Here is a 16,760-nt window from a genome sequence, read left to right as displayed (position 1 = left end):
GGAAGACGATGACTGAGATTCAGATGCCGAGGCTCTCCGACACCATGGAGGAGGGCGTCATCTCGACCTGGCACAAGAACGTCGGTGACCAGGTCAACCGCGGCGATGTCGTGGCCGAGATCGAGACCGACAAGGCCCTCATGGAGCTGGAGGCCTTCGACGACGGGGTGCTGGAGAAGATCCTCGTCGAGCCGGGCACCACGGTTCCGATCGGTACGCCGATCGGCGTGCTGGGCGATGGTTCCGGTTCGGCTGCCGAGGCGGCTTCGGCCGAACCCGCCGCCCCCGCGGCGGCTCCGTCGGCCGAGCCCGCTGCCCCGGCCGAGGCGCCCGCCGCCGCTCCTGCCGCCGATTCCACACCTGCGGCCGAGCCGGGCTCGAAGCCCAAGGCTTCGCCGCTGGCCAAGGCCGTCGCCCGGGAGAAGGGCGTCGACCTGAGCGCGGTGCAGGGCACCGGCCCGGGCGGGCGGATCATCCGCGCCGACATCGAGGCCGCCGCTTCGACGACCGCCTCGGCACCGGCTCCGGCGGCCGCTCCGGCTCCGTCCGCTGCGGAGGCCGCTCCGGCTGCGGCCAGCGAGGACGTCGAGGAGATCCCGCTGTCCAACATCCGGAAGGTGACCGCCAAGCGCCTGACGGAGAGCAAGCAGACGGCGCCGCACTTCTACCTGACCAGTGCCATCGACGTCACCGAGCTGCTGGACTTCCGGGCGAACCTCAACGAGCGGTTGCAGGCGGCCGACGGCCCGAAGGTCAGCGTCAACGACCTGATCGTCAAGGCCGTGGCGACCTCGCTGCGCGCCAACCCGTCGGTCAACGTCTCCTTCGCCGGGGACAAGCTGCTGCAGCACAAGCGCATCAACCTCGGCGTCGCGGTGGCCATCGACGGTGGTCTGGTGGTGCCGGTGGTCAAGGACGCGGACCGCAAGAGCGTCTCGGAGATCGCCACCGAGAGCCGCGAGCTCGCGGGCAAGGCCCGGGACGGGAAGCTGAAGCTGGACGAGATGTCCGGCGGCACCTTCTCCATCTCGAACCTGGGCATGTTCGGCATCGAGCAGTTCAGCGCCGTGATCAACCCGCCGGAGGCGGGAATTCTGGCGGTGGGCGCCGCGCGCGACGAGATCCAGGTCCGCGACGGCGAATTCGTGGCCCGCAAGATCCTGCGCGTCACGCTCTCGGCGGATCACCGCGCCGTGGACGGGGCGGTCGGTGCGGCCTTCCTGCAGCAGCTCACCAACCTGCTGGAGGACCCCATCCGCATCATCGCCTGATCGAAGGGGGACGAGCGGCGGTGGCCGACCTTCGGGTCGGCCACCGCCGCTTTTCGCATCGATCCCCCGGGACAGCACCACGGCAACCGCTGTTCGGGTTGCGGCTTCGGACACGTTGCGTAGGTTGCTCCTCTCATCCGGTGATCTTGCCCGCTGGTTTCCCCGAATCGGCCGTGCGAGTCCGCACCGCTTGGAAGACTCCCGGCCCGGAACTCAGCCGACGACGCGTTCCCGCGTCGGCCACGGCAACTGGGAGGAACCGGAAGGCGTTGAGCAACAGGGGGAATCGCCGCGCAGCGCTGGCCGCGGTGGCGGCCTCGGCCGGGTGCGGGGCAGCTGGCGCGGTAGTCGCAGCAGCAGCCCGCCACGGTGACCGTGACCCGACCGGCGCCGGCGCAGCCCACGACCGGCGCGCAGGACTCCGCGACGCGGACGTCGGGAACGCGGACCGCGGCGGAGGAGTCCACTGCGGACTCCGAAGGGACGCGGACCGGGGTTCCGGAAGCCGAGGGCGGGCTCGCCTGCAGCAGCCGCGAGCTGCAGATGCAGCTGGACCCGATGGGTCCGGACAGCGGGCAGCAGACCACGCTCGAGGTCACCAGCACCAGCGGGCGCATGTGCCAGATTCGCGGTTGCGGCGGCCTGCGGTTCGCGGACCACGACGGCAATCCGTTGCCCACCGAGATCAACCGGATGCAGGCCGATCCGCCGGTCATCGCGTTGCAGCGGAGCCAGTCCGCGGGCATGGATCTGACCTGGGACATCTACCAGGCCCCGTGCGCGGAATCGGAAGTGCTGCAGTTCACGCCGCCCGGGGAGACCGCTCCCTGTCGGCGCCGTGGTACGGCGCGGTCCGCCGCAACGGGCTGGTCGAGGCCACCGCGTTCCGCAAGGTCTACGGCGACGGCAGCTGACCGTCGCCGAGATGAAGGGGAGGAAAGATGCCACAACCACTGGTGTGGCTGGTCGACGTCTTACGTCGGGCCGGTCTGAACGTGCTCGAGACCGATGGCTGGCGGGACCGCGCCGCCGCAGGTGATCCACCGGCACCGATCGGGGTGCTGCAGCACCACACGGCCACCGTCACGACTCCGGAGAACCCCGCGCCCACCGTTGGCATGTGCAGCAACGGCCGCCCGGACCTGGACGGGCCGCTGTGCAACGCGCTGATCGGCCTGGACGGCGCGATCCACCTGATCGCCGCCGGGCGCGCGAACCACGCGGGGGAGGCCAAGGCATCCGGGCCGATGCCCGCGGCAGGCAGCGGCAACGGGATCTACATCGGGTTCGAGTGGGACTACCAGGGCGTGCAGCAGCATCCGTCCCGCGAGCAGTACGACGCCGCGGTGCGCGCCACCGCCGCAGTGCTGCACTACCTGAACGTCCCCGCCGAGCACGCGCGCGGGCACAAGGAGACCTCGGTGACCGGGAAGATCGACCCGGGGCACGTGGACATGAACCGGTTCCGGCAGCACGTGGGGGATGCGATGATCCAGCCGAACCCCGATCCGCAGCCGCCTCCGCAGGGCCGGCCGCCGCAGCCGCCTCCGCCGCAGCGGGGTCAGCCGCCGCAGCCCCCGACCCCGCCGCCGCTGCCGCCGATCCCGGACAGCCCGTCGCCGCGCGGTGGTCCTCCGGGGCCGCCCGACCCGGCCGTGATGCGGGTGGTCTTCCTGGTCGGCAAGCACCTGAACGTCTCGGACTTCGTGATGCTGGCCGGTTTCGAGGCCGGCCTGGTCGAATCGCAGATGTCCAACCTGAACTGGGGCGACAAGAGTTCGCTCGGCGTGTTCCAGCAGCGTCCGGAGTGGTGGGGCAAGCCCGAGCAGATCATGGACGTCCGCTACGCCGCGCGGAAGTTCTTCGAGAAGGCGGTGCAGGAGGAGGGCAATCGGCACCCCAGTGCCGGTGCGCTCGCCCAGGCGGTGCAGCAGTCCGGATTCGGCGGGCGCTACGACGAGCGCGAGGCCGAGGCGAAGAAGCTGATCGCCGATACGGAGCGGGCGGTGCTCGGCACTCCGCACCAGCCGCACCCGCCGCAGGGCCAGCCGCAGCCGCCGCAGAACGGGCACCCTCCGCAGCAGGGTCAGCAGCCGCCCCGGCCTCCGCGGGGCAAGCGGCCTCCTGCTTCGAAACCACCCGTGCCGCCGCGCCCCGCGCCGGAACCCGTGGTGCCCACGGTGTTCGGTTCCTGGGTGCTGCCCAGCGCCGACGGCGCGCTGTGGGCGTTCGCCAGCAGCGTCGAGGGTGAGGTCGTCACGGCGTGGCAGGTCGAGGCCGGTGGCGACTGGGTCGGCTGGCTCGGCATCGGCGGCGACCCCGAGGGGCGTCCGGTGGTGGTGCGCGAACCGTCCGGCGCCATGACGGTTTTCGTCCGCGACCACAACGGCGAGGTCATCACCTCCACCTGCGTGAAGCCGGGCGCCAAGTGGGGGCCGTGGATCGGCCTGCGCGGCGACATCGCCGCCGACCCGGTGGCGGTGGTGCGGCCCGACGGTGCGATGGCGCTCTACGCGGTGGGCCGCGACGGCAAGCTGCACACCGCTTCTCAGGCGGGCCGCGGCGGGCACTGGACCGACTGGGTCGAGCAGGACGGCGAGCTCATCGGCCGCCCGGCCGTCTCCCTAAGTGACGGTGGCGAGGTGTCGGTGTTCGCCCGCAACTCGCAGCGCGAGGTCGTCTTCTGCGCCCGGGGCACGGCGGGCGCGGGCTGGTCCGACTGGCAGAGCCTGGGCGGCAGCATGTCCGGAGATCCGGTGGTGACCACGCTGCCGGACGGTCTGGTGGTGCTGCTGGTTGTGGGCGATGACGACCAGCTCTACGTCATGTCCCGCCCGGGCGAAGGCGGCACCTGGTCCGCCCTCGGCGGCGATTTCACCGGGACCCCGGCCATCGCGCTCAACCAGCACGGCCGGGTCCAGGTCTTCGCCCGCGGCAGCAACGGCGAGATGCACACCGCCGAGCAGCTCACGGACGAGGGCGGCTGGTCGGCGTGGACCGGCATCGGTGGCGACCTCGAGGGCGATCCGGTCGCGGTCAGCCGCCCGGACGGCACCTGCGCGCTGTTCGCGGTCGGCCGCAGCGGCGACATGCACACCACCGCGCAACCGGGCCCGGACATGCCCTGGGAACCCTGGAAGGAACTCCTCGACTCCCTCGAAGCCTGACCCGGCGCGGCCCGGGGGCACTCACCTCGGGCCGCTGACAGTTTTGCCTAAAACTGTGAACCTTCGGCGCCCGAAATGCCCGGACAGTTTTAGGCAAAACTGTCACTTCACCGCGGCCGAGAGCTTCGGGGTGAGGTTGTCCAGGGTGAAGGGGATGCTGGAGACGGTGGCCGAGCCGAGGGCCATGGTGAGGTCGTAGTCGTCGAGCAGCACCAGCGATCCGCGCTTGGTGGCCGGGAGGTTGTTCAGCAACGGGTCGTTGCGGACCACGTCGACGTCGGCGGGCTTGGCGGTGGTGACGATGACGACGTCGGCGTCGAGCAGGCCGACCTGCTCCTTGCTGATCTTGACGTTGAACTTGCCGCCGGCGTCCAGCTTCTCGATCTCCGGCGACAGCTTCAGGCCCAGCTGCTCGAGCAGCGCGGTGCGGGCATCGGGCTTGGTGTAGGCCGCGTAGGTGCCCTTTGAGTCGGTGCGCACGGTGACGTGCGTCTTGCCCCGCAACTTCGGGTTGGCCTCGCGGGTCTGATCGATGCGCGACTGGGTCTGCCGGATGAGTTCTTCGACCTCTGCCTGCTTGCCGACGGCCTTGCCGATGGCTTCGGCCTGCTCGCGCCAGTTCACGCCGTAGTCGATGGAGTTCGGCGGCTGCGCCACCACCGGGTTGAACGCGGCGAGCCGGTTGTACTGCTCCTGGGTCAGCGCGCTCTGCAACGCGACCATCACGTCGGGCTGCAGCGCGATGACCTTCTCCACGTCGACCTCGCTGCCGAGCACCTTCGGGCGCTGCCCGCCCAGCATCGGCTCCACCCACGGGCCGACCCCGCTGTCCCACGGCCCCCACGCGGTGAGGCCTGCCGGGATCACGCCCAGCGGCAGCAGCACGTCGTGGTCGGTGATGCCCAGGCTCACCACGTTCTTCGGCGCGGCTCCGATCTCGGCGGTGCCGTATCGGTTGGGGATGTTGACCGGGAAACCGGGGCCGGACTGGGCGTTGCCCGCCGACCCGGAACCGCCTCCGGCGCCACAGGCGGCCAGCCCCGCCGCGAGTAGGCCGGTCGCGCCTGCCAGGAAGCTCCGGCGGCCGATCGCGTTGTGCGTAGGAGTCATCAGCGAGTCCTTCTGGGGTCCGGTTCGGGCCAGCTGCCCGAAATTTGCGAAGCAAGGCTAACCTAACGAAATTCGACTGAGGAGTCTCGATCCGGTGAATCCGATCACCGCAGCGCGTATCGTCGATGCCGGGTGCGCGCAGTAATCGTCCGCGCACCCTGGGCGACCGTTGGAGGAGTCATGTCCGACGACGACGTGTTCGGCCGACGCTGGTCCCTCGCCGAGGACGAGCTGCTGCAGCTGCTCTGGCGCAGCTACGTGGGGGAGAACCCGGACGTGCTGCTGCTGGAGCTCTACGCCCAGCAGCGCGAGGACCGCCGGGAGCGCCGCACGCCGACCCGGCTGCCCCGCCAGGCCCGGCACCTCAACCGGCACCGGGTGGTGCGTTAGGGGATATCCCAGCTCGGGGTGCGTGGTGCGGGTAGCGGAACTCGGACGCCGTCGGGCTGCGGGATCCGCGACCTGGGCAGCGACCTGCGTCCCGCACCGCCGCGCGCCGAAAGGACCCGTTAGGGACCCGGCCGAGATCGACTCGGGCTACGGTGGAGGGGATGAAGTCGTTCGCCAGCGGTGCCCGCTTTCTCGGAACCGGCTTCGCAGTCCTGCTGCGCAGTCCGAAACATCTGTTGCTGGGCGCCGTCCCGGCCCTGCTCAGCGCCGTGCTGCTGCTGGGCTGCCTGGGCACGCTGATCTACTTCAGCCCGGACCTGGTGTCCTGGTTGACCCCGTTCGCCGACGGCTGGGCCGAGTTCGCCCGGCAGGCGCTGCGGGTGCTGCTGGCCATCGCGCTGGTCGGCGCCGTGGGGCTGCTCGGCGTGCTGTCGTTCATCGCGCTCACCCTGCTCATCGGTGGACCGTTCTACGAGACCATCGCCGAGCACGCCGAGGAGCAACTCGAACTGGACACCTCCGGTGATGGCGCGGGCTTCACCCGGCAACTGGCCCGAGGGATCCGGGACTCGATCAAGCTGCTCGCGATCGCGCTGCCCGGGGCGATCCTGCTCTTCCTGATCGGACTGATCCCGGTGGCCGGGCAGATCGCCGCACTGGTGCTGGGCGCGTTGTTCGGCGCATGGGTGATCAGCCTGGAGATGGTCGGGCTGGTGTTCGGCAGGCGCGGGCTCCCCTTCGGCGAGCGCCACCGCAGGTTGCGCGAGCACCGCGCGATGGTGCTCGGCTTCGGACTGCCGGCTTACCTGTTGTGCCTGGTCCCGGTGTTGCAGCTGGTGGTGATCCCGGCGGCGGTGGTCGGCGGGACGATGCTGGCGCACCGCGTTCTCGACACCCGGAAAGGTGTCGTTGCTCCGCGGTATTCCGGCGGCTAATTCCGGCGCCTAGAGTCGGGGCGTGACCAAGCCCGCACAGCCCGACGACTCCTACCTGCGATCCGTTGCCGCGGCGACGGAGAGGGCGGTTGCCTCCGCCGAGCCGATCCGCTCGGAGTTCACCGGTGCCTCGGAGACCTCGCTCGCCGGCGCCGAGCAGTGGGTGACCCAGCACGCGGAGGACCTGCTCGCGCTCAGCCACGACCTCCACGAGCACCCGGAGGAAGCCTTCGCCGAGCACCGCTCGGCCGGCGAGGTCGCCGAACTGCTGGGACGGCACGGTCACGAGACCGAGGTCGGAGTCGGCGGTCTGGCCACGGCGCTGCGCGCCACGACGGGCTCGGGCGGTCCGCACGTGGCGGTGCTGGCCGAGTACGACGCGCTGCCGGGAATCGGGCACGGCTGCGGGCACAACATCATCTGCTCGGCCGGAGTCGGCGGGTTCCTGGCCGCGGCCGGTGCTGTCGAGCGCACGGGCGGGCGGGTGAGCCTGTTCGGCACCCCGGCCGAGGAAGGCGGTGGTGGCAAGGAGCACCTCGCCCGCGCAGGACTTTTCGACGACGTGGACGCGGTGGTGATGCTGCACCCGTTCTCGCACGACATCGCCACCCACCCGTTCCTGGGACGCCGCCAGGTCGAGATCGTCTTCCGCGGCGTGGCGGCACACGCCTCGGCGCAGCCGTTCATGGGTCGCAACGCGCTGGACGCGGCGGTGTCGGCTTACCAGGGCATCGCGGCGATGCGCCAGCACATTCCCTCCACCGATCGCGTGCACGGGGTGATCACCGATGGCGGCAAGCGCCCCAACGTGGTGCCGGACCGCGCTGCGATGCTGTTCTACGCTCGCTCGCCGGAGCCGGAGTCGCTGCGGGATCTGGCGGGTCGCATCGAGTCGATCGCTGAAGGCGCCGCGCGGATGACCGGCTGCGGTGTGGAGCTGCGCTGGGACGACAACCCGGCCTACCTGCCGATCCGGCACAACGAAGCCCTCGCCGCCCACTGGGCCCGTCACCAGCAGGCCCGCGGCCGGACCTCGCTGCCCCGCGGAGTGGTCCCGGAGTACCTCACGGGCTCCACGGACCTGGGCAACATCAGCTACCGCGTGCCGTCCATCCATCCGATGATCGGCCTCGGGGACGCCAACCTCTCCCTGCACACCGAGGAGTTCGCCGCAGCAGCGGTTTCGGAAGCGGGCGATCGGGCGGTGATCGACGGTGCCATCGGCCTGGCGATGACCACAGTGGACTACCTATCGGATGAAACCCTCCGCGCAGCGGTCCAGAAGGAGTTCCACTCCCAAGGAGGCCCCCTCGACGTCCCCACCTACTTCACCTAACCCACCCACCCCGAATCCGAATTCCCTGGAAATCTGGGTACGGAATTCCCTGGAATTCGGGGTCGCGTTTTCGAGGGTTTTCGGGCGTGCCTAGTTCGGTTGAGTGACGAAACTCGTCCGATCGAGATCTGCGGTCGTGGGGTGGGGCGCATGGCCAGTGCGGTTTGTCGGGCGGGCGCCACGGTGATCTGCATCGGAGTTCTGCTGGTATTCGGTCGGGACAGATCATCGTGGGCTTCCGGCGGTTTTGCGGTGTCTCGCTGATCTGATGCGGGCCTGGACGAGTGCTGCCGGCTTTCGCGCTCCGCTACCGCGCCGCGGCCAGGACGGTGTCCGCGAACGGGTCGTCCGCGGGTGGTGCGCCGTGGTGCTCGGGAAGGTTCGCGCCGTGGTGCATCGCCTGGCCCAGTCCCTCCGGGGTGGCGGCCGGATCCACGTCGATTCCGACGACGTCGCCGTCCGGGGCCGCGGTGTAGATCCGGATGTAGTCGGGATCGAACCAGGAAAAACCGGCCAGCCGCGGTCGGCCCTCGGCGGGTAGCGGTGTGGGGCCACCTGTTGCGGAGATCAGCAGGCTTCGGAAGGTGTCGATGGTCATGTCCAGCGTCGGGTCGTCGACGAGGTCGGCGGCGTCCAGCAGCGGCGCCCCGTGGAGGTCGCCGACGACGGGCAGCGCGTCGAACCGAGGCCGGTTGTGGTTGCGGACGGATTCGGCCCGGCGCAGCACCAGCACGACGTCGTGGGCGGTCGGTGCCGGCTCGAACCGAGGGATCCGAAGGGCGTAGCGCCACCCGAGCTGGTTGTGCGGGGTGACGCCGACCCACGTCGAGTCCCGTTCCGGGCGCACGACGCCGGAGACGGTCGCTCCTTTCCCCTGCACGACGCCCATCGTGCGGGGAACGAGATCTCGCACGAGCTCGAGGTATTCGGTGTCACGATATGGGTTCACGTTCGCCAAAGTAGCCGCCATGCGCGGGTGAACGTCTTCACCCGTTCGATCTCTGGCGCGGGTTTTCGCGCGTTGCGAGGCTGATCAACCGATCGACCGATTCGGCTGCTGGGGGAGTGGGATGCGGGCGTACGCCGAGTGCCTTCGGCAGCGACACGTGAAGCACTTGGTCTCGACGAACATCGTCGGGCGGCTGCCCAACGGCATGGGCCCGCTGGTGGTGGCGCTGTTCCTGCGAGCGCAGGGATTCGACTACGCGGTTGTCGGCCTCCTGGCCGCCCTCTACGGTCTCGCGACCGCAGTGGGCGGTCCCGTGCTCGGACGGTTCGTCGATCTGCACGGCCAGACCCGGGTGCTCCTCGGCAGCGCCGCGGCATCGACGGCGGGTTTCCTCACGTTGTCCGTGACCAGCCGCGAGCAAGTGGCGGTCGCGGCGCTCTCGATCGTGATCGCGGGTTTGTTCACCCCACCGCTGGAACCCTGCCTGCGTTCGTTGTGGCCGTACGTGCTGGACAGTCCGCGTGCGGTCAGCGCGGCCTACGCGTTGGACGCCGCGCTGCAGGAAGTGATCTTCGTGGCCGGCCCGCTGCTCGTGGTCGCCTTCGTCAGCGCGCTGGGCACCTCGGGCGCGGTGGTGGTGACCGGTGTGCTCGCGGCGATCGGAACGCTCGGGTTCCTAGCCGCTCCGCCTACTCGCAGCTGGCGTGCGGAGCGCCGCGCAGCCGACTGGCTCGGTCCGCTGCGATCGTCGACGCTGCGGTACGTCCTGCTGGCCTTCGTGTTCGTCGGCGGGACCATCGGCATGCTCAACATCCTGGCCGTGGCCTACGCGGAGGCGCGGCACTCGGCGGCGCTGTCGGGAATCATCCTGGGCGCCAACGCGTTCGGTGCCCTGATCGGCGGTCTGGTCTACGGTGCGCGCGACTGGCCGGGCAGCGCGCAGTCGCGCCTGACCTGGCTCATGCTCGGTCTGGCGCTCGGGTACGTGCCGCTGGCCTTCACCCCGTCGCCCGCCCTGTTCCTGCCGTTGGCGGTTCTCAGCGGCATCTGCCTGGCTCCCGCCCTGGCCTGCGTGTTCGCCGTGATCGGCGATGTCGTCCCCGCAGGTACGACGACCGAGGCGTTCGCCTGGTTGGTCACGATTTTCGTCATGGGCAACGCCATCGGAACCAGCCTGGCGGGCACCGCACTGGAACACCTCAGTCTCGAAGCGGCTTTCACCGCTCCCGCGCTGAGCGCCTGCTGCGGCTTCCTGGTGCTGACGTCGGCCCGCCTGATGCGGGCCCGGGCCGAGCGGGTGAGCGCGAACCGATGACGCTAAGGCGTCCTTTCAGTATGCGGCGGAGCCGCATGCGGTGTGGAACTCAGCCGGCACCGCGGCGGGTTCTCGGACGTCGCCGGGCGAGGACAGCCGCGACGCCGCGTAGGCCGCTACTCAAGGAGCGGATCCCGCAGCCCGGCGGCGTCTGAGGTTCCGCTCCCCGCACCGCCACGCAAACCCCGAACTGAAATGTCTCCACAGTCCGTGAGCTTGGCTGCCAAGTGCTGCCAGCAGTCCATGCAGGTCGGCTCCATGATCCAGGCGAGTTCTGTTGTCTCGTGGAGGTTTTGGGCGAGCGTCGCCGCGCCGCAGTAGGCGGTGGCTTCCTCGTCGGTGTCCAGCCTGGTGTTGTCGATCGGGAACGCGTGGCGACCGCCGGTTATCGGCCGCCAGACGTAGGTGAGGTTCGCGGGCATCGTTGCCTCCCCAGTTGTTGGTCTGGCGAGCGTCCCGCGTGAGTGCAAGCCTTGCAAGATCCACGATTGAGTGTATGAACTAGGTGGTTATCGCTTGTAAGGTCATCGCGTGTCGAACTCATCGCGTGCTCGTGCACTGGCGAAGGAACTTCGTGCCGCGCGGAATGAAGTGGGTTTGTCCATGCGTTTGGTGGGCAACCAGCTCGGGTGGTCCGAGGCGAAGGTCTCTCGGGTGGAGAACGCCAAGCAGGGCATTACCGAGTCGGATGTCTCGGCGATCCTCGCGGTGCTGCGCGTGACGGGGTCCGACCGCGACCGGCTGCTGAAGATGGCTCGCGAGATCGGCCAGCCGGCCTGGTGGGAGCTGGGACGCGATTTGCCGGAGCAGCTGACCGCGCTCATCGACGCGGAGCAGCGGGCGGTTCGGATTACGAACGTTGCGTTGAACATGATCCCCGGGCTTCTGCAGACCCGTGCTTACACGCGCGAGGTCATGGAACGTGGAGGCATGCCTGCGGATGAGCTGGACGATCACATCTCGATCCGCCAGGTCCGGCAGGGTGTGCTGACGAGGAAAGATCCGGCAAGTCTCACGGCCTTCATCGACGAGACGGCGCTACTTCGACCGGTCGGCAATGGCCGCGTGATGGCTGAACAGCTACGTCATGTCGTCTCGGTCAGCGCCGCCGACAACGTCGAGATTCGGGTGCTACCGCTCAAGCACGGTGCTCATGCGGGGCTGAGCGGGACGTTCGTTGTCTACGAGTTCGTCAGGTCTCGCCCGATCGTCTATATGGAAGGGCGTAGTTCAGGCGCCTTCATCGATGATCACGACGATGTCGCGCTTTTCTCGGATGCCCTCGAACGTTTGCGCGCTCAGGCCTCGGGTCAGGCCGCTTCACGGGAGATACTGAGCGAGTATCAGGAGCGGTACGAAAGCGAGGCATGAAGTTGTCCCGATTAGGGAACTGGCGAAAGTCCAGTCACAGCGGCGTCCAAGGCGACTGTGTCGAGGTCGCTCCGGGATCTGAGCTGGTCGGAGTGCGCGACACCAAGGATCGCGAGGGCGGGACGTTGGTGTTCTCGCGCAGGCATTGGGATGCCTTCGTTCAGAGGCTGGAGGACTGACAGGAAGGTTCCCTTGCTCACGCGCGAGCAAGGGAACCTTCCTGTCACTTCATCGGTTGGCGGCTCGGAATGCTTCCAAGGTTCCCCTGGTCACCGCCTGGACCGGGATGTTGGTCGTCTCGCCCGGGCCGATGTCGCCGGTGCGGGCCGCCTCCACCGCCTTCTGCACCGCCGCCTTGCCCAGGAGCTTGGGCTGCTGGGCGATGTCGGCGTTGATCTGGCCGGACTCGACCGCGGTCAGGCCCTCCGGGGTGCCGTCGAAGCCGACGACCTTGACGTCCTCGCCCGCGCGGGCGCCCAGCGCCTTGACCGCGCCGAGGGCCATCTCGTCGTTGGCCGCGAACACGCCTCGGACATCCGGGTGGGCTTGCAGGATGTTCTGCATCGTGTCCAGGGCCTTGGTGCGGTCGAAGTCGGCAGGCTGCGAGGCCACGACCTCGATCTGCGGGTGCTTGGCGATCTCCTCGGTGAAGCCCTTGCCGCGTTCCCGGGCCGCCGAGGTTCCCGGCTCGCCCTCCAGCACCGCGACCGGGCCGGACCCGACCTGCTCGACCAGGCTCCGCGCTGCCATCCGGCCGCCCTCGACGTTGTCCGAGGCCACGGTGGTGACCACCGTTCCCGCGCTGGGGGCGCGGTCCACACCGACGAGCGGGATGCCCGCTTCGTTGGCGGCCTTCACCGACGGCACGATCGCGTCCGAGTCGACCGGGTTGACGATGATCGCGTCCGAGTTCTGCGCGATGGCGTTCTGCACCGCGTTGGCCTGCTGGGAAGAATCCTCCGAGGCGTCGGTGACCCGCAGGTCCACGCCGAGCCGGTCGGCCTCCGCCTCGGCGCCCGCGCGCAGGTCCACGAAGAACGGGTTGTTCAGCGTCGAGACCGACATGGCGATCTCCGGCTTGCCGGTGTCGGCGGCCTGCTGGCGCTGGTAGACCGCCCAGCCCGCGGCCACCACGATCAGCGCGGTTCCGGCGGCGATCGCGCGGCGCACCGCGGGCGTGCGCAGCACCGGGGTTCTGCGTCCGCTGCGGCGACGCTGGCGCAGCGTGTCGAACAGCACCGCCGCCGCGATCACCAGGCCGATCACGACCTGCTGCCAGAACGCCGAGACGTCCAGCAGGTTCAGGCCGTTGCGCAGCACCGCCAGCACCAGGGCGCCGACGAAGGTGCCCAGCGCCGAACCGACACCGCCCGCCAAGCTCGCGCCACCGATGACCACGGCCGCGATGGCGTCCAGTTCGTAGCCGGTGCCCGCCTCCGGCTGCGCCGAGGCCAGCCGGGCCGCGAGCAGGATGCCCGCCACCGCGGCGAACAGACCGGACAGCGCGTAGACCAGCAGCTTCTGGCGGGTGACCTTGATGCCCGACAGGCGGGCCGCCTCCGCGTTGCCGCCGATCGCGTACATCGCGCGGCCCGCGTAGGTGCGGCGCAGCACGAAGGCCGTGAGCAGACCGATCACCAGCATGATCAGCACCGGGTACGGCAGCACGCCGAAGAGCTCGCCGCTGCCGATGCGGCCGATCCAGCCGTCCATCGAGATCGGTCGTCCGTCGGCGACCACCAGCGCCAGACCGCGCGCCACCGACAGCATCGCCAGCGTGGCGATGAACGGCGGCACCCGACCGGCGGTGACCAGCGCACCCGAGGCCAGACCGGCCAGCGCACCCGAGCCCAAGCCGATCGGAATCGCCAGCCACAGCGGCAATCCCAGCGAGTTCGCCGCCCATCCGGCCACGATCCCGGCCAGACCCGCGACGCTGCCGACCGACAGGTCGATGCCGCCGCTGACGATCACGAACGTCAGACCGAACGCGAGGATCGCCACCACCGACGCCTGCACGCCGACGTTGAGCAGGTTGTTCGGGGTCAGGAAGTCGGGCGATAGCAGCGAGAGCAGCACCACCAGCACCACCAGGCCGCCGAGCGGACCACCGGCCCGGCCCAGCGCCGACCGCAACCGGGTTCCGGCGCCGACCTCGTTGTCAGGCATCGTCGTTCCCTTCGGAGTCGGCCGAGACCGCCAGCGCGAGCACGCGCTCCTGGGTCGCCTCGGCACCGTCGAGTTCACCGCGCAGCCGTCCGTCGGCCATGACCAGCACTCGGTCGCTGAGGCCGAGCAGTTCCGGCAGGTCGCTGGAGACGACCAGCACGGTGTTGCCCGCGCGGGCGAGTTCGTTGATGAGTTCGTAGATCTCGGCGCGCGCCCCGACGTCGATGCCGCGGGTGGGCTCGTCGAGGATCAGCACGCTCGGCTGCGCCTGCAGCCACTTGCCGATGACGATCTTCTGCTGGTTCCCGCCGGAGAGGGTCAGCGCGGGCTGGTCCAGTCCGGCGACGCGGATTCCCAGTCGCCGGACCGACTCGGCGGCGCGTTCGCGCTGCCTGCCCAGATCGACCAGGCCGCCCCGGGTGTTGTCCGAAAGCGTCGCCATGCCCAGGTTTTCCGCCACCGAGGCGCCGAGGACCAGACCTTGACCGCCGCGGTCCTCCGGGACCAGGGCGAGCCCGGCAGCGCGGGCGGCGGCGATGTCGCCCGGCGGGATCCGGCGGCCGTCGACCACCACCTCGCCGGCGTCGTAGCGGTCGGCGCCGAACAGGGCGCGCACCAGTTCGGTGCGGCCAGCGCCGACCAGGCCGCCGATGCCGACGACCTCACCGGCGCGGGCGGTGAACGAGATGTCCTCGAGCAGACCGCGCGCGGTCAGTCCGCGCACCCGCAGGCGCTCCTCGCCGATCTCGGCCTCGCGCGGCGGGTACTGGGCGTCCACGGTGCGGCCGACCATCAGCCGCACCAGCTCGTCCGGGTCGGTGCCGGCGGGTCGTTCGCCGACCTTCGCGCCGTCGCGCAGCACGCTGACCCGATCGCCGATCTCGGCGACCTCGCCGAGCAGGTGCGAGATGAACACGACGCCGACACCCTGCGCGGTCAGCTCGCGCACCAGGCTGAACAGCCGGTCCACCTCGGAGCGGCTGAGCACCGCGGTGGGTTCGTCCATGATCAGGAATCGGGTGTTCAGGCTGAGCGCCTTGGCGATCTCCACCAGCTGCCGCTGCGCCACGCCCAGCTCGCCGACGACCGCGTCCACGTCCAGGGACAGGCCCATCCGGTCCAGGATCGCGCGGGCGTCGCGGCGCAGTGCGGCGCGATCGAGCACGCCGAACCGGCGCGGCGGGCGTCCCAGGTAGATGTTCTCGGCGACGGTCAGCTGCGGGACCAGGGCCATCTCCTGGTGGATGGTGGCGATGCCCAGCTTCTCGGCGTCCTCGGGGCCGTTGAACCGCACGACCCGTCCGTCCACCCGGATCTCACCGGTGTCCGAGCGGTGCACCCCGGCCATCATCTTGATCAGCGTGCTCTTGCCCGCGCCGTTCTCGCCGAGCAGCACGTGCACCTCACCTGGCCGCAGGTCGAAGTCGACCTCGTCCAGCGCGCGCACGCCCGGATAGGTCTTGCCGACCCCGATCAGCTCCAGGCGCCCTTCGTCGGTCATCGCGGCTCCACTCATCGTTGAGCAGGGGTGTAGGGATGTATGGGTGTAATCGGTTTCCGTGTTGCCGGACATTCGAGCACACTGAATCGATTAGTTATCCCGGAAATGTGACGGAAACCGATTACAATCCGATCGCCCAACCGACGAAGGGGAAGTGCGTGGACGTCACCATTCACGACGTCGCGGCGCGGGCAGGTGTCTCGGTCGCGACCGCGTCGAGGGCGCTGTCCGGTCAGCGCGGCGTGCGGCAGGCCAACCGGGACAACGTCGTCGCGGCGGCGAGCGAGCTCGGGTACGAGCCCAACGTGGTGGCAGCCTCGCTGCGCAGCCGGACCACGCACACGATCGGCATGGTCGTGCCGCGCATCGGCAATCCCTTCTTCGCCACGCTGGTGGAAGAAGTGGAGAAGCAGCTGCAGGACGGCAAGCGCAGCCTCCTGCTGGCCAACTCCGACTACCGGCCCGAGGTGGAGCGCCGTCAGGTGCAGGCCCTGCTGGACCGGCGCGTGGACGCGCTGCTGCTCATCCCGTGCCATCGCGAACGCAGCGGCGAGGCGCTGGCCGCAGCGGCCGCGCGGATCCCGGTGGTGCAGCTGGACCTGCGGGTCGACGGTTTCGACGGCAGCTGGGTCGGGGTGGACAACGAGTCGGGCATGCACGAGCTCGTCCGCCATCTGGGCGCCGGGCGCACGGTCTACGTGGGCTCCGAGCCCACCGACTCCGCCGCGCAGTCGCGCCTGGAGGGCTATCGCCGCGCGGTCGGCGGGGGAGAGGTGCTGCTCGGCGACTTCAGCAAGGAATGGGGCGAGACGGCTGCCCGCCGGTTGCTCGCCGACGGCCTTCCCGAAGTCGTGGTCTGCGGCAACGACAGCATCGCCCTCGGCGTGCTGGCCGAGCTGTCCCGTCAGGGCGTCGGCGTCCCCGAGGACGTGCGCGTGACCGGCTTCGACGACATCCCCTACGCCGAGCTGTCACAACCCGCCCTGACCACCGTCCGCCAACCCCAGGCCGAGATCGCCGCCGAGGCGGTCCGGGTGCTGCACGAGCACCTCGCCGGCGGGAAACCGGCCACACGCCGCACGGCGATCAAGCCCACCCTCCAAATCCGGAGCTCGGCCTGACAGTTTTTGCCTGAGGAGATATTCAGCGTGGGGCTTGCGTGGCGGTGCGGGTGGCGGAACCTGACGCGCCGCGTCAGAACCCGCGGCGGCGCCGGCTGAGTCCCACACCTGAAACAGCGGCTCCG

Annotated in this window: 15 protein-coding genes; 10 read left to right on the top strand and 5 right to left on the bottom strand. The window is 69.9% G+C overall.

Annotated features, from left to right (window positions below; all coding sequences use genetic code 11):
• The first annotated feature begins 8 nt into the window (after positions 1-8).
• The 3 genes from ABD289_RS12400 to ABD289_RS12390 all read left to right on the top strand — a co-directional run bounded on the left by ABD289_RS12400 (position 9) and on the right by ABD289_RS12390 (position 4,438).
• Positions 9-1,271, top strand: coding sequence for a pyruvate dehydrogenase complex dihydrolipoamide acetyltransferase (locus tag ABD289_RS12400; RefSeq protein ID WP_344130493.1), 1,263 nt, complete (start codon positions 9-11; stop codon positions 1,269-1,271).
• 375 nt (positions 1,272-1,646) lie between these two features.
• A complete protein-coding gene (locus ABD289_RS12395) occupies positions 1,647-2,264 on the top strand; it encodes a DUF4232 domain-containing protein (protein WP_344130490.1) in 618 nt (205 codons plus the stop codon).
• Entirely contained in the window at positions 2,213-4,438 is a 2,226-nt protein-coding gene (locus tag ABD289_RS12390; RefSeq protein ID WP_344130487.1) for a DUF8189 domain-containing protein, read from the top strand. Before ABD289_RS12395 ends, ABD289_RS12390 begins: the two co-directional genes overlap by 52 nt.
• Positions 4,439-4,540: 102 nt before the next feature.
• Here the strand turns inward: ABD289_RS12390 and ABD289_RS12385 are convergent, their stop codons facing one another.
• Entirely contained in the window at positions 4,541-5,548 is a 1,008-nt protein-coding gene (locus tag ABD289_RS12385; protein ID WP_344130484.1) for an iron-siderophore ABC transporter substrate-binding protein, read from the bottom strand.
• Between the two features lie 180 nt (positions 5,549-5,728).
• Between ABD289_RS12385 and ABD289_RS12380 the strand changes: the two genes are divergently transcribed.
• The 3 genes from ABD289_RS12380 (at position 5,729) to ABD289_RS12370 (ending at position 8,209) form a co-directional block, all read left to right on the top strand.
• Positions 5,729-5,938 carry a hypothetical protein gene (locus ABD289_RS12380; RefSeq protein WP_344130481.1) on the top strand — a complete coding sequence of 70 codons (210 nt, stop codon included), beginning with the start codon at positions 5,729-5,731 and terminating at the stop codon, positions 5,936-5,938.
• Between the two features lie 161 nt (positions 5,939-6,099).
• Positions 6,100-6,873, top strand: a complete 774-nt coding sequence (locus ABD289_RS12375) for an EI24 domain-containing protein (protein WP_344130478.1) — start codon at positions 6,100-6,102, stop codon at positions 6,871-6,873.
• A 22-nt stretch (positions 6,874-6,895) separates the two neighbouring features.
• Positions 6,896-8,209, top strand: coding sequence for a M20 family metallopeptidase (locus ABD289_RS12370; protein ID WP_344130475.1), 1,314 nt, complete (start codon positions 6,896-6,898; stop codon positions 8,207-8,209).
• A gap of 307 nt (positions 8,210-8,516) precedes the next feature.
• On the opposite strand, the gene ABD289_RS12365 is transcribed toward ABD289_RS12370, so the two are convergent.
• Complete coding sequence (locus ABD289_RS12365; protein WP_344130472.1) at positions 8,517-9,158, bottom strand: hypothetical protein; 642 nt, start codon at positions 9,156-9,158, stop codon at positions 8,517-8,519.
• Positions 9,159-9,315: 157 nt separating this feature from the next.
• Between ABD289_RS12365 and ABD289_RS12360 the strand changes: the two genes are divergently transcribed.
• Positions 9,316-10,473 carry an MFS transporter gene (locus ABD289_RS12360; protein ID WP_344130469.1) on the top strand — a complete coding sequence of 386 codons (1,158 nt, stop codon included), beginning with the start codon at positions 9,316-9,318 and terminating at the stop codon, positions 10,471-10,473.
• Between the two features lie 116 nt (positions 10,474-10,589).
• On the opposite strand, the gene ABD289_RS12355 is transcribed toward ABD289_RS12360, so the two are convergent.
• Positions 10,590-10,895 carry an HC3 family zinc finger protein gene (locus tag ABD289_RS12355; protein ID WP_344130466.1) on the bottom strand — a complete coding sequence of 102 codons (306 nt, stop codon included), beginning with the start codon at positions 10,893-10,895 and terminating at the stop codon, positions 10,590-10,592.
• A gap of 109 nt (positions 10,896-11,004) precedes the next feature.
• Here ABD289_RS12355 and ABD289_RS12350 point away from each other — a divergent pair, with 109 nt between their 5' ends.
• Together ABD289_RS12350 and ABD289_RS12345 are read left to right on the top strand one after the other, a co-directional pair.
• Positions 11,005-11,844 (top strand): helix-turn-helix domain-containing protein, encoded by an 840-nt coding sequence (locus ABD289_RS12350; RefSeq protein ID WP_344130463.1) that lies wholly within the window; start codon positions 11,005-11,007, stop codon positions 11,842-11,844.
• Entirely contained in the window at positions 11,841-12,023 is a 183-nt protein-coding gene (locus ABD289_RS12345) for a DUF397 domain-containing protein (protein WP_344130460.1), read from the top strand. Before ABD289_RS12350 ends, ABD289_RS12345 begins: the two co-directional genes overlap by 4 nt.
• Before the next feature lie 49 nt (positions 12,024-12,072).
• Here ABD289_RS12345 and ABD289_RS12340 read toward each other — a convergent pair whose 3' ends face one another.
• Entirely contained in the window at positions 12,073-14,013 is a 1,941-nt protein-coding gene (locus tag ABD289_RS12340) for an ABC transporter permease/substrate-binding protein (RefSeq protein WP_344130457.1), read from the bottom strand.
• Positions 14,006-15,514, bottom strand: a complete 1,509-nt coding sequence (locus ABD289_RS12335; protein WP_344130454.1) for a sugar ABC transporter ATP-binding protein — start codon at positions 15,512-15,514, stop codon at positions 14,006-14,008. The genes ABD289_RS12340 and ABD289_RS12335 overlap by 8 nt, the downstream gene beginning before the upstream one ends.
• Before the next feature lie 158 nt (positions 15,515-15,672).
• Between ABD289_RS12335 and ABD289_RS12330 the strand changes: the two genes are divergently transcribed.
• Positions 15,673-16,635 (top strand): LacI family DNA-binding transcriptional regulator, encoded by a 963-nt coding sequence (locus ABD289_RS12330; protein ID WP_344130451.1) that lies wholly within the window; start codon positions 15,673-15,675, stop codon positions 16,633-16,635.
• Positions 16,636-16,760 lie beyond the last annotated feature (125 nt).

The sequence above is a fragment of the Saccharopolyspora halophila genome, assembly GCF_039531955.1.
Lineage (GTDB): Bacteria > Actinomycetota > Actinomycetes > Mycobacteriales > Pseudonocardiaceae > Saccharopolyspora > Saccharopolyspora halophila.
This window is presented reverse-complemented; position numbering and strand designations above follow the sequence as displayed.

Bases quoted from the DNA above. Each gene is read 5' to 3' on its own strand.
- ABD289_RS12400 (WP_344130493.1), top strand. From the start codon at position 9: ATGACTGAGATTCAGATGCCGAGGCTCTCCGACACCATGGAGGAGGGC.
- ABD289_RS12390 (WP_344130487.1), top strand. From the start codon at position 2,213: ATGCCACAACCACTGGTGTGGCTGGTCGACGTCTTACGTCGGGCCGGT.
- ABD289_RS12385 (WP_344130484.1), bottom strand. From the start codon at position 5,548: ATGACTCCTACGCACAACGCGATCGGCCGCCGGAGCTTCCTGGCAGGC.
- ABD289_RS12380 (WP_344130481.1), top strand. From the start codon at position 5,729: ATGTCCGACGACGACGTGTTCGGCCGACGCTGGTCCCTCGCCGAGGAC.
- ABD289_RS12375 (WP_344130478.1), top strand. From the start codon at position 6,100: ATGAAGTCGTTCGCCAGCGGTGCCCGCTTTCTCGGAACCGGCTTCGCA.
- ABD289_RS12355 (WP_344130466.1), bottom strand. From the start codon at position 10,895: ATGCCCGCGAACCTCACCTACGTCTGGCGGCCGATAACCGGCGGTCGC.
- ABD289_RS12345 (WP_344130460.1), top strand. From the start codon at position 11,841: ATGAAGTTGTCCCGATTAGGGAACTGGCGAAAGTCCAGTCACAGCGGC.
- ABD289_RS12340 (WP_344130457.1), bottom strand. From the start codon at position 14,013: ATGCCTGACAACGAGGTCGGCGCCGGAACCCGGTTGCGGTCGGCGCTG.
- ABD289_RS12335 (WP_344130454.1), bottom strand. From the start codon at position 15,514: ATGACCGACGAAGGGCGCCTGGAGCTGATCGGGGTCGGCAAGACCTAT.